Origin of the sequence: Avrilella dinanensis (genome assembly GCF_002807015.1) — a bacterium.
GTDB lineage: Bacteria > Bacteroidota > Bacteroidia > Flavobacteriales > Flavobacteriaceae > Flavobacterium > Flavobacterium dinanensis.
This window is the reverse complement of the sequence record NZ_NIPO01000001.1, coordinates 1,468,502-1,481,025: the sequence shown is the minus strand read 5'-3', so window position 1 is coordinate 1,481,025 and position 12,524 is coordinate 1,468,502. Positions and strand designations below refer to the sequence as shown.

Genomic DNA, 12,524 nt, shown 5'->3' with positions numbered 1-12,524 from the left:
AATATTCAAAAACGCTCCAAATAGAAATGGAGCGTTTTTCAATTCCTCTTGCACCAAATGCCAACATAAATGTCTATGACAAAGGATATAAACAAGCGATACATAAAATTACAGCGTTAAGAGGAGTAACAAATACTGTATCTAAAGGAGTAAATGTTATGGGATATGCGGACGGTGTTAGCAAGATGGTTAATATATTGCAGGTACACATTCCATAGGCACTAATTATGTCGGTGTAAAAATTGGTTCATCGTTAGGTTGGGGCTATGGCGTTGTATTTACAGCATCCTATACTTTCTGGGAGCAAAACCTGCCTAAGAGTGAGGTGTACAACAGGCTTATTCATGGGAGAGATTCCGACGTTTATAAGATGCGTTCCCGACACTGGCGTTAAACATATATTATATATACAATGAATAAAATATTAAATTCAATTAAAGAATTCTGGCTTGATTTTTTTTCAGCTTACTATCGTAGGCTGAAAAAAAATGCCGATTACGAAACGCCAGATAGTATTCTGCTAACAATGGCTTTTATACAAGGCAATTATTTTAATTCTATATTTGTTATAATATTACACCTCTTTTCCGTAAAATTAAACAAATGGATTTTATTAGCCCCAATGGCAGCATTTGCATTGTTAAACCTATGCTTTTTTTATTATAAGTTCGATAAGCACCAAAGAAAAGCTGCAATTGACCGAAAGCCACGTTATAAACGTATTGTATATGATTTGTTTGACTTTTTGTCGGTAGTCCTACTTTGTATCGTCTTGTATCTTCTTTCAAAGTATAGATAGGGTAATGTATCAAATGTGGTGTTTAGCAAATTTCAGCCATAAAAAGTGTTTAAAATCAAGCATTAGCATAGAAATAAGGGAGTACAAAAGACGGGCATTTGTCCGTCTTTTGTATTTTTACGACTTTAAATCGCCTTAAAATCAATTTAACCAAACCTAATGTTTCAAATGTGGAGTTATGAGATCAATATGCCCGTTTTGTAATTCTGATCAACTAATCAAAAGCGGCTACACCCGGCAAAACAAACAACGACCCACAATCTAGTGAGAATGAAGAATGTTGGAAAAATGTATTGATTTAACTACCGGATAATTTTAAATATTACTATTTTTATCCTAAGAATCGTCGTTTTATGCAAATCAAAAAAGTTGAACTAAGAAATTTAGCGTTAGAAGATTATATCGAGTTAAAAAACTCGATGCTTCAGGCTTACGAAGAAGGCGTAGAAGATCCGTATTGGAAAAAAGAAGAAATCAGAAGACTGCTAAAAATTTTCCCTGAAGGTCAGTTGGTTATTGTGGTAGATGATGTTGTGGTAGGTGCCGCACTTTCGTTGATTGTAGAAGAAAATCTGGCACTTTCAAACCATAAATACAACGATATTATCACCGATAGCAAATTTCGTGCACACAATCCTGATGGAGATATTTTGTACGGAATTGACGTGTTTATCCACCCGAATTACAGAGGTCTACGATTGGGCAGAAGATTATATGATGCCCGAAAGGAATTGTGCGAACAGCTCAACCTGAAATCTATCATTTTTGCCGGACGCATCTCCAATTACCACAATTTTTCAGCAGATTTGACTCCCAAACAATATCTCGAAAAAGTTAAAACCAAAGAAATACACGACCCGGTTATTTCGTTTCAGCTAAACAATGATTTTCATATCAAAAGGCTGTTACGAAACTATTTGGAAGGCGACTACGATTCAAAAGATTATGCGGTTTTGCTGGAATGGAGTAATATTTCTTATGACAAATCTCCTGTTTTAATTAATGTTAAAAAAAGTGTGGTTCGCTTAGGTTTAATCCAGTGGCAGATGCGTTCTCTTAATAACCTGGAGGAGTTTTTCGATCAGGCAGAGTTTTTCATTGACGCGGTTTCAGGTTACGAGAGTGATTTTGCAGCGTTTCCCGAACTGTTTGTCGCACCGCTTATGGCTGATTACAACCATTTGTCCGAATCTGAAGCAATGCGTGAACTGGCAAAATATACCGAACCTATCAGCAAGCGTTTTCAAGAACTCGCCATTCAATACAATATCAATATTATTACCGGCAGCATGCCTTTACTGGAAGATGGTATTTTGTATAATGTCGGTTTTTTGTGCAAACGCGACGGAACTTCGGAAATGTACCGGAAGCTACACATTACTCCAAACGAAAGGCTGTATTGGGGAATGCAGGGCGGAAACACTATACAAACATTTGACACCGACTGCGGAAAAATCGGAATTATTGTTTGTTATGATGTAGAATTCCCGGAGCTTTCACGAATCATGAGCGAAGACGGAATGGAAATTCTGTTTGTTCCTTATCTGACCGATACGCAAAACGGATATACCCGTGTTCGAAGTTGTGCACAGGCACGTGCCATCGAAAACGAATGTTATGTAGCCATTACCGGTTGCGTAGGCAACCTGCCGAAAGTCAATAATATGGATATTCAGTACGGGCAAGCGGCAGTGTTTACGCCCTCAGACTTTACTTTTCCAAACAATGGCATAAAAGCTGAAGCAACTCCTAATACCGAAATGACTTTAATTGTAGATGTGGATTTAACAGCATTGAAAGAATTACACGAACTGGGAAGTGTCCGTATTAAAAAAGACCGCCGTTTGGATTTGTATCGATTAAGAAAACTGAAATAATCAACAAGTATTTCGTTGACCTGATAAATTTAGCAGAAATTTAAAGCCCGTTTAAATTTGACAAATTAAAAGACTAACACCTGCTATTCATGGGCTCATAAAGAACTTTGCACCATTGAAGATACCGGGCGAAATATTAAAAAACATAATAAAACATTTACATAATACGCAAAAGTGTACTATCTTTGAAGTGTAATTAGATATCAGATAATTATGAGCAAAAAAGAAAAGCTAACACCGCTTTCAGACGACGAAAAAGAATTAATAACGCTAATAAGATTATATCACAAAGCTTATCCAAATGGTCAGAGAGATTATGAATGGTTAATAGACAAACAAATTCAAAGAATGTTAGACAGAGACTAACCGAGATACCGTCCGAAATGGCGGCACTCTTAATCAAATAATATTATGGAAACAACAATAGACGTGAGAACAAAAGGCACGGTAAAACAAAAATTATCAGATATATTATTAGATATATCAATGGCAAAAATTTCAACAAAATATTTTGAAAAATCACGTTCATGGCTTTATCATAAGCTGGACGGAATTGACGGAAACGGGAAACCCACCGATTTTACAGCAGAAGAAAAAGAAACTCTTCGAGCTGCTTTAAAGGATTTATCAAGCAGAATTGATAGTTGTGCAGATAGTTTATAGACTCCTTAACTGATTTTTAATTACACCCGCCCCAAAACACGAGCCTCGTTTCGGGGCTTTTTTTACCTGCTTTTCATGTCATATTATTTTTCTGAATTTGGTTTTCAGTGACACAAACATTTTTTTTGTGTCACTCTTGTGTCAAAAATAACTTCTTTTCGTTCCATTGTATAAAAAATTAAAGTGAATAATAAACCCTTTCAGATTTCATTATCCACTTTAATTCCCTATATATGAGATATTTACGCAACAATTAAATCAATTGACCGATTATTGACTTTTTGTGCTTAAAACTTCTTTTGTGACCCAGGGAGGATTCGAACCCCCAACCCTCAGAGCCGAAATCTGATATTCTATCCAGTTGAACTACTGGGCCGACCTTAATATTTATGTTGTTAATAGTTTTTTCACAACAGCTGATATGGTTTTTCCGTCTGCGGCTCCGGCTAATTTAGCATTTGCCAGCCCCATTACTTTTCCCATATCCTGCATTCCCGAAAAACTGCCTTCTTCCACAATTTGAGCAATGATTTTCTCCACTTCTTCCTCACTCATCTGCTCGGGCAAAAACTGCTCTATTACTTTGATTTGTGCCAACTCCGGCTCTGCCAGGTCTAAGCGGTTTTGTGCAGTAAAAACATCTGCACTTTCTTTGCGTTGCTTAACCAGCTTTTGCAATATCTTCACTTCATCTTGTTCTGAAATTGCTGAATCGCTACCAGACGTTTGTACCAGCAATAATTCAGATTTTATTGCTCTCAAAGCTTCCAGAGCTATCTGGTCTTTGCTTTTCATTGCCGTTTTTAAGGCTTCTGTAATTTGAGTTTGTAAGCTCATAAGGCTATTTTTCGAGTGGCAAATATACAAAAAAACCCGAAAATGATTCACTTCCGGGTTATAAAAATTTTATGCTGATTAATCTACATTGTCATGCAAAAAAGAGTTGTTGGAACGTAATTGCAAATCGTCATTCTGGTCAACGCTCAGCGAAGTTCTCGACACCTGACTGCTGTCCTGTACTTCTTTCAGATTCACTCCCATACGCTTGTAGGCAGGTTCTTTTTCCAACTCATTGAGCGACTGTGCGGCATTGTTGAATTTATAATTAAACTCTTTCATTTTCCGTTTACGCTCTTCAGCTCTCTGACGTAGAATATCATTGATTGATGCATCAACAGGTGAAATTTCCTGCTCAACAATCATTTTTTTTTCTTCCGTGATAACCGGTTTTTCTACCGGCTGATTGTCCGTTTCTTCTGTTCTCAGGGTAAAATTCAAGATTTCTTCCTGCTGCTCAGGTTCTTTTTCTTTTGGTGCCGGCTGCGAAAGCTGCTGTTCTACTTCCATATAATCTTCCAGCGAATAAACGATTTTTTCCTGTCCGTCATGCTGTGTTTCCGGTTCCTGAACAAAATTTTGTATCATTTGCGGTTCCGGATTTTCAGGTGTTTGCGGCAACTGATCTTCAGGTGTAAATGTTGGCTTTACGATAATAAACTCTGCATCAACAACTTCTATATCACGAACATCGTTTTTAACGATTTTTTCAATTTTTACCGTAGTTTCATTTTTCACTACCGGATTAGCCGGTTGGACCTCAACTTGGTTTATCGTTTTTTTTTCTGTATCATTGGAATAGCCGGTGTTCGGCATTCCGAACAATCCACCCGTAGTAATTGATTCTGCCGGTTTTTCATTGGTTAACGGCTTTTCCGGGTCTAATAATTTAGGCTGCTCTGCTTTGGTTAAATCTGCCGTTACGGATTGGTTTTCGTCCAAAACATGAATGATTTTATTCGGCCCAGACGAGTTAACGATTTCCTTTTGTTGTTCGATGTTAAATCCGGTCGCAATAATAGTCACAGAAATGGCGTCACCCAACTGCGGGTCTTCGCCTACTCCCATGATGATATTGGCACTGTGCCCGGCCTCTGTCTGGATATAATCATTGATTTCTCCGATTTCATCAATCGTGATTTCATTATCGCCGGAAACAATCAACAACAACACATTTTTCGCTCCGCTGATTTTATTGTCATTCAGCAATGGCGAATCTAAAGCGGAAATAATTGCCTGTTTGGCTCTGTCTTCGCCTTCTGCCGCCGCAGAACCCATGATTGCCGTACCGCTGTCAGACAAAACAGTTTTGGCATCTTTCAAATCGATATTCTGGGTGTAGTGTTTCGTGATCACTTCAGCAATTCCGCGTGAAGCTGTTGCCAACACTTCATCGGCTTTTGAGAATCCTGCCTTTAACCCAAGGTTTCCATAAACTTCTCTCAGCTTATTGTTATTAATAACGATTAAGGAATCAACTACTTTTCTCAGCTTATCCACACCTTTGGCTGCTTGTTGCTGACGTACTTTTCCTTCAAACTGAAAAGGAATTGTGACAATTCCGACTGTCAGAATATCTCTTTCTTTTGCCAGCTGAGCAATTACCGGTGCGGCTCCGGTTCCGGTTCCGCCACCCATTCCTGCAGTGATAAAAACCATTTTGGTGTTGTTATCCAGCAATTTTTCAATTTCGTCGATGCTTTCCAATGCCGACTGCTGTCCGATTTCAGGATTCGCTCCTGCTCCCAAACCTTCGGTCAGGCTCACACCCAACTGGATTTTGGTAGGTACCGGACTGTTTTGCAAAGCCTGAGCATCTGTATTACAAACGATGAAATCCACACCCTGGATTCCTTGATTAAACATGTGGTTGATAGCGTTGCTTCCTCCACCTCCTACTCCGATTACCTTAATCACGTTGGATTGGTTTTTGGGTAAATCGAAAGTGATATTGTCAAATGTATTTTCCATACCTACAAGCATTTTTTATTCTGATTTGTCTATAAATTCTTTAAATCTGGCTAAGAAACCTCCGAAAAATTTTTGTTTGATTCTTTCGGCAGAAGATTGTTGTTCTTCTTGTGTATCAATATCTTCTTCCACAATATGTTGAGCGGTTTCTTCCTGTTTTGTTTCTTGTCTGATTGACTGAACAGACTCTTGATATCTTTCTTTCAGTCTGATTTCGTCCTGATGTTCCTGCACATAAATACGGCTTCTCGAATTGTTCAGTTCGCTCTCCATCGTCAGTCCGACTGCGGTTGCATACAGTGGCCGGGCTACCAGTTCTGCTGATTCGCCGGCAATATGTTCGCTTGGCTTCCCGATACGGGTGTCGATTCCGGTAATGTATTCCACGAGCTGTTTAATGTGTTTCAGCTCCGAGCCACCGCCCGTAAGAACGATTCCGGCAATGAGTTTTTTTTGTGGATTATCATATCCGTAGGCTTTGATTTCTGCAAAAATCATTTCAATGATTTCCACCACCCGAGCGTGAATAATCTTCGACAGGTTTTTCAGAGAAATTTCTTTCGGCTCCTGCCCTCTGAGTCCTGGAATGGAAACAATTTCGTTCTCCCGGTTTTCGCCTGGCCATGCCGAGCCAAACTTCACTTTGAGTAATTCAGCCTGTTTTTCAATGATAGAGCAACCTTCTTTGATATCTTCCGTGATGATATTTCCACCGAACGGCACAACGGCTGTGTGACGAATGATTCCGTCTTTGAAAATTGCCAAATCTGTTGTTCCGCCACCAATATCGACCAATGCTACACCGGCCTCTTTTTCCTCATCGCTTAAAACCGCATCAGCAGACGCTAATGGTTCCAGCGTTAGTCCGGCTAATTCCAATCCGGCTTCTTTCACACATCTTCCGGCATTTCTGATAGATGAAGATTGACCAACCACCACGTGAAAGTCGGCTTCGAGTCTTCTGCCATACATACCGATTGGCTCTCTGATACCCGCTTCATCATCAATCTTAAATTCCTGAGGTAAAACGTGTATAATTTCTTCTCCGGGTAACATCGTTAGTTTTTGCACCTGCTCAATAAGCTTGTCAATATCGTCTTGTGAAATAACTGCATCGGGGTTTTCCCGGCTGATATATTCGTGGTGCTGGATACTGCGAATGTGCTGTCCGGCAATACCGACAACCACTCCTTTGATGTTGTAACCACATTCGTTTTTGGCAAGTGCAACCGCATTCTGAATAGACTGAATAGTTTGCGTGATATTATTTACCACACCTCTTTTCACTCCCAGACTTTTGGCGTTACCCAAACCAACAATTTCCAACTTTCCGTATTCATTGCGTCTGCCTACCATCGCAACAATTTTTGTCGTTCCGATATCGAGTCCTACTGCCAATTTTTCTTCACCCATAGCTTATTGTTTTGTGCAAATAACTTGTTCTGTAAATCTCAAATTAATGTTCTTATAGTTTTGCATTATCGTATCATTTTCGGCATAATGCATAAAAATCTTATAATTGGTCAATTTTCTGTCAATTTCTTTCATGTGCCCGAATTCTATGTCGGCATCATGTGCCCGTGACGTCAGATTCAATGTTTGGTCGGGATTAATGCGGATCCCTGTAATCATTTCTTTCATAAAATCATCTTCGGTTATCTTTTTGAGTACCTTCACAAACTTCTGCTGGTTTTTCTCATTCAAAACTCCGCTTACCAACGGCACTCTCACACTGAACCCGGCAGACAATGGCATGGTATCTCCTTCCGTACTAATGTAATAAGACATTCCGTTGTTGATGACTCTTGCCAGTGCCTTTTTCTGCTCAACTTCCGCATGTAAATTACCTGAGATATCAACATAAACCTCTGAACGGGCTATCCATTTGTTAATATCTAATTTTTGCTCCCAATCCCTCAAATCTAAGGCTTCTCTCGCAATTACGGAAGGGTTTGAAAAATTTTGTTTCAACAAGTTATTAACCATCTCCTGTGTCAGAAAATGATTTTCATTTCCTACGAATTTAACTTTGACATCACGTATTTCCTGCTGGCTGTTGCTTGCATTGGCAAAACGAAACAGCATCACCAGACTGACTAACACCAACAATAATCCTATGTCAAAACCATTTATTTTTTTCATTTTTGTTGAACCGTTTATTTATTCGTTTCGTCAGTTTAATTTAATATTTAAGACTTCGTTTCTTTGGAAGACTGTGAGTTTGTGAATTTGTGAATTTGTAAATCCTCCGCAAGAGGCACAACCATTTCTCCAATATCTCCTGCTCCTACCATTGCAATAATCTGAGCATTAGAAGTTAAAACTTCTTTTTCCAATTCTTGTTTGGATACTATTTTTTTATTCGGATTATTTATTTTTTCCAGCAATAATCCTGATGTAATTCCTTCTATAGGCAACTCTCGGGCGGGGTAAATATCCAATAAAATTACCTCGTCAAATTGCGATAAGCTCTCCGCAAAGCCCTCCAAAAAATCCCTCGTTCTGCTGAATAAATGTGGTTGAAAAATCACTAAATTTTTTCGGGTTGGATACAGCTCTTTGACTGCCTTATACACTGCATTTATCTCGGTCGGGTGGTGTGCGTAATCATCTATCAAAACCAGATTATCTGTTTTTATTTTGTACGAAAAACGCCTTTCAATTCCTTTGAAACTCTCCAATGCCTTACGGATATTTTCATCAGAAATTCCGTAGGTTTTTGCCATAGAAAGTGCCATCAAAGCATTACTCAAATTGTGTTTTCCGAACAGATGAAAACGAATATCCTTTATCGTGTCTTCTGTGGTGTGTACGTCAAAAACATAAGCTCCGTTTTCGATACGTACGTTTTCGGCTTTGAAAATTCTCTCTCCTCCCAAAAAAGGAAGGGTTTTGGAAGTTCCTTGATTATCCGAAACCTCTATCTGAACACCATCAAGTGGCAATCCTTTGGCTACGAACAATTTATTTTTATCTTGAATTTTATTAGCAAAATCAATAAATGCTTCTTCGATATGTGAACTATCCCCGTAAATATCCAAATGGTCTGCGTCCATTGAGGTTACACAAGCCATATCGGGATATAATTTCAAAAAAGAACGGTCAAACTCGTCTGCTTCGACAACCGTAACCGTTTTTCCGTTTCCTATCAGATTGGAATGATAATTCTCAACAATTCCACCCACGAAAGCAGTAACATCAACCCCGCTTTGATGCAGAATATGCCCCAAAATTGCGGTAGTTGTGGTTTTTCCGTGCGTTCCTGCCACTGCAAAACAATAGGTATCTTTGGTAATCAATCCCAAAACTTCTGAACGCTTTTTTATCTCAAACCCGTTATCCAAAAAATAATTCCATTCCGAATGTGATTTAGGAATGGCAGGGGTAATCACAACCAATGTGTTTTCCGGCACCAAGTTGCTTGGAATATTATCCAAATCATCGGTATAATGAACAGACATACCTAAACTTTCCAGCTCGCGAGTGAGTTTTGTACTGGTTTTGTCATATCCATAAACAATTTTCCCAACAGAATGGAAATAACGTGCCAAAGCACTCATTCCGATGCCTCCGATTCCGATGAAAAATATGTTTTTAAATTCGTTCATTTTTTTAATTACTTAATTTTTCTTTTCGATACTTTATATATCTTATTAAAATTTTTATATATCTGCTCTTTGTTTTTGATAATGTCGTTAAGTACGTCATCATTATTAATTACAAAATCATTATTCACTACTTTAATTATATTGGCATTTTTATAATATAATTTATTTCTTGTGTGACCGTAATATTCTTCAGTATAAATTAAATCATCGTCATTAATAAAATATCTCGTTCGTATCAGACTAATCGTCGTGACTTTAAAATCTCCAAAACGTGGAATTTGTGAAGAGTCGGTCAAATATATATGAACTATTTTATCATTTTTTAATTGTACATATACTGTATGATAAGTTTTTTTGTTGAATCTGTTTAGCAATTTAATATCATCAAGGCTTATCATCTTCAATGAACTGTCATTTTTAATTTCATTTACTAAACAATCAATTCTGTTTATTTCTAAAGAATCGGCAATCATATCTTGTCCGAAAACCATTGTTGTCAGAAGAATAAAAAATGATATTATGTGTTTTTTATATTCATATTTTACTTCTCGATACGTTCCATTTCATTACACTACTCGAAGTGACGTTTGTTTGATATTATAATTTTTTCTTTGTTTTACTTATTAGCTTGTCAAAATCACTTTCATAATCTCTGTCTTGAATTACCCGAAATTTATCGTATTCACTTTCGGCTTTGAGTTTGGCTTCAAGCATTGTTATTTTTCCCTTGTCGATTAAAATCGGATAGTTCGAAAGTTCTAAAAAACGATCTAAAAAATTTGCCCATTGCTTCATATTAAAGGCAATGCCGCGTTGTGCATTGTTTTCTGCTAAATCTAAATAAGCCGAAACAATTCTGTTCAACTCCAAAATATGTTCGTGCGACAAATAGTTTTTAGCTACAGAAACATCGGTTTTCATAATTTTCCCATCGGGAGCATCTTTCCACGTTTTTAATCCCATATACAACTTGGTAGCATCGGCTTCGGTATAAATTATTTCAGCAGCCGTTTTTCCTGTAATTGCCCAGTGTAATTTATTTTGAACCATTGCAAAGAAATCACGGGTTTGTAAACTTTTTTTATCGTAATCGGTGCTTAAAGCATATAAATCGGTTATTTTTTGATAAAATCTACGTTCACTTGCACGGATCTCACGAATGCGTTCCAACAATTCATCAAAATAATCCTGACCAAAATTTTTGCCTTGCTTCAACCGTTCGTCGTCTATCACAAAACCCTTGATGATAAACTCGTTCAATGTTTGTGTTGCCCACTTTCTGAATTCGGTTGCTTGTACCGAATTTACTCTATAACCAACTGCTAAAATGGCTTCTAAACGATAAAAACTTGTATCGTATACTTTACCATCTGTAGCAGTTGTTTCCATTTTGGAAATAACTGAATTCTGTTCTAATTCCTCTGTTTCAAAAATATTTTTTAAATGTTTGCTTATCGCAGGAACACCCACACCAAACAATTCTGCCATTGTTTTTTGTGTAAGCCAAAATGTACCGTTTTGGAAATAAACCGATACATTGACTTTTTGGTCAGTAGTATTAAACAGTAAAATATCCTTTGGTTTCATTTTTTATTTCGGTTTATCGATTTCTTACATTCGAATTGTCGTTTGACTTTATGACTTTTGACTAATTTTACAATCTCATCAACAATATCCTTTGTGGCATTTGGCTTGGCCAATTCTTTTATATTCTCGCTTAATTCTTTTTGTAATTCCTCATTATTTACAATTTCCGAAAACACGTTTTCAAACCGAATATCCAATTCTGATTCTTTTATTAAAACAGCTCCGTTTTTGTCGGAAATGGCTCTTGCATTTTTGGTTTGATGGTCTTCTGCTACATTCGGAGAAGGAATAAAAATCGTCGGTTTTCCGACAATCGACAACTCCGAAACGGACGATGCACCGGCTCTCGAAATAATTATATCTGCAGCTGCATATACCAAATCCATTCGGTCAATAAATGACAAAACTTGGATGTTGGGTGTTGGGTGTTGGGTGTCAGAATCGTATTTTTTATATTCTTCGTAATAAAACTTTCCGCATTGCCAAATTAACTGAACATCTTGGTTTACGATAAAATCTAATTCTTTCTCAATCAGTTGGTTTATTCTTCTTGCTCCCAAGCTCCCGCCCAACACTAATAATGTTCTTTTATTCGGGTCTAAATCAAAATGCTTTATTGCATCTGGTCTGTTTTCTTCTACATTCAGCAAATCCTGGCGAACAGGATTTCCCGTAAAAACAATTTTTTCTTTCGGGAAAAACTTATCCAATCCATCATAAGCCACACAAATTGTTTTCGCTTTTTTCGACAAAACCTTATTGGTTATTCCCGGATAGGAATTTTGCTCCTGAATCAAAGTCGGAATTTTCATACTTTGTGCTACCTGCACAACCGAACCACTGGCAAAACCTCCAGTTCCGATAACCACATCGGGATTAAATTTTTTAATGATTTTTCTGGATTTGAGTAAACTCGATAAAAATTTAAATGGAAATTTCAGATTTTCTAAAGTCAGTTTTCGTTGAATCCCGCTAATCCAAAGACCTTCAATCTCATAACCAGCTTGGGGAACTTTCTGCATTTCCATTTTGTCTTTTGCTCCCACAAACAGAATTTCACAATCAGGAAACCTCAACTTTAATTCATTCGCAATCGCAATCGCAGGATAAATATGTCCTCCTGTTCCTCCTCCTGATATGATAAATCTTGGTTTCATATATCTTTATTTGCTGTTATTGCAG

Annotated in this window: 13 protein-coding genes and 1 tRNA gene; 5 read left to right on the top strand and 9 right to left on the bottom strand. The window is 37.6% G+C overall.

Annotation, left to right across the window (positions count from 1 at the left end):
* Window positions 1-412 precede the first annotated feature (412 nt).
* From CDL10_RS07015 to CDL10_RS07005, 5 genes are all read left to right on the top strand, one after another.
* Window positions 413-799, top strand: coding sequence for a hypothetical protein (locus CDL10_RS07015; RefSeq protein ID WP_100677870.1), 387 nt, complete (start codon window positions 413-415; stop codon window positions 797-799).
* 178 nt (window positions 800-977) lie between these two features.
* Window positions 978-1,064 (top strand): transposase-like zinc-binding domain-containing protein, encoded by an 87-nt coding sequence (locus CDL10_RS11635; RefSeq protein ID WP_455423240.1) that lies wholly within the window; start codon window positions 978-980, stop codon window positions 1,062-1,064.
* Between the two features lie 88 nt (window positions 1,065-1,152).
* Window positions 1,153-2,676, top strand: a complete 1,524-nt coding sequence (locus tag CDL10_RS07010) for a bifunctional GNAT family N-acetyltransferase/carbon-nitrogen hydrolase family protein (RefSeq protein WP_100677869.1) — start codon at window positions 1,153-1,155, stop codon at window positions 2,674-2,676.
* A gap of 213 nt (window positions 2,677-2,889) precedes the next feature.
* The gene (locus CDL10_RS11410) at window positions 2,890-3,042 is read left to right on the top strand and encodes a hypothetical protein (protein WP_165772993.1); all 153 of its coding nucleotides are present in this window, start codon (window positions 2,890-2,892) and stop codon (window positions 3,040-3,042) included.
* 45 nt (window positions 3,043-3,087) lie between these two features.
* Entirely contained in the window at window positions 3,088-3,339 is a 252-nt protein-coding gene (locus CDL10_RS07005; RefSeq protein WP_100677868.1) for a DUF5053 domain-containing protein, read from the top strand.
* A 302-nt stretch (window positions 3,340-3,641) separates the two neighbouring features.
* On the opposite strand, the gene CDL10_RS07000 is transcribed toward CDL10_RS07005, so the two are convergent.
* The 9 genes from CDL10_RS07000 to murG form a co-directional block, all read right to left on the bottom strand.
* Window positions 3,642-3,715, bottom strand: a tRNA-Arg gene (locus CDL10_RS07000).
* Window positions 3,716-3,726: 11 nt separating this feature from the next.
* Window positions 3,727-4,176, bottom strand: coding sequence for a GatB/YqeY domain-containing protein (locus tag CDL10_RS06995; RefSeq protein WP_100677867.1), 450 nt, complete (start codon window positions 4,174-4,176; stop codon window positions 3,727-3,729).
* 78 nt (window positions 4,177-4,254) lie between these two features.
* A complete protein-coding gene (gene ftsZ / locus CDL10_RS06990; RefSeq protein ID WP_100678676.1) occupies window positions 4,255-6,147 on the bottom strand; it encodes a cell division protein FtsZ in 1,893 nt (630 codons plus the stop codon).
* A gap of 15 nt (window positions 6,148-6,162) precedes the next feature.
* Window positions 6,163-7,560 (bottom strand): cell division protein FtsA, encoded by a 1,398-nt coding sequence (ftsA, locus tag CDL10_RS06985; protein ID WP_100677866.1) that lies wholly within the window; start codon window positions 7,558-7,560, stop codon window positions 6,163-6,165.
* A gap of 3 nt (window positions 7,561-7,563) precedes the next feature.
* Window positions 7,564-8,289 carry a cell division protein FtsQ/DivIB gene (locus CDL10_RS06980; protein WP_100677865.1) on the bottom strand — a complete coding sequence of 242 codons (726 nt, stop codon included), beginning with the start codon at window positions 8,287-8,289 and terminating at the stop codon, window positions 7,564-7,566.
* A gap of 47 nt (window positions 8,290-8,336) precedes the next feature.
* Window positions 8,337-9,755, bottom strand: a complete 1,419-nt coding sequence (gene murC / locus CDL10_RS06975) for a UDP-N-acetylmuramate--L-alanine ligase (protein WP_100677864.1) — start codon at window positions 9,753-9,755, stop codon at window positions 8,337-8,339.
* Between the two features lie 8 nt (window positions 9,756-9,763).
* A complete protein-coding gene (locus CDL10_RS06970) occupies window positions 9,764-10,246 on the bottom strand; it encodes a hypothetical protein (RefSeq protein WP_100677863.1) in 483 nt (160 codons plus the stop codon).
* Window positions 10,247-10,352: 106 nt separating this feature from the next.
* On the bottom strand, window positions 10,353-11,342 hold the full coding sequence (locus CDL10_RS06965) for a virulence RhuM family protein (protein WP_100677862.1): 990 nt from the start codon (window positions 11,340-11,342) through the stop codon (window positions 10,353-10,355).
* Entirely contained in the window at window positions 11,339-12,499 is a 1,161-nt protein-coding gene (gene murG / locus CDL10_RS06960; RefSeq protein ID WP_100677861.1) for an undecaprenyldiphospho-muramoylpentapeptide beta-N-acetylglucosaminyltransferase, read from the bottom strand. Before murG ends, CDL10_RS06965 begins: the two co-directional genes overlap by 4 nt.
* Window positions 12,500-12,524 lie beyond the last annotated feature (25 nt).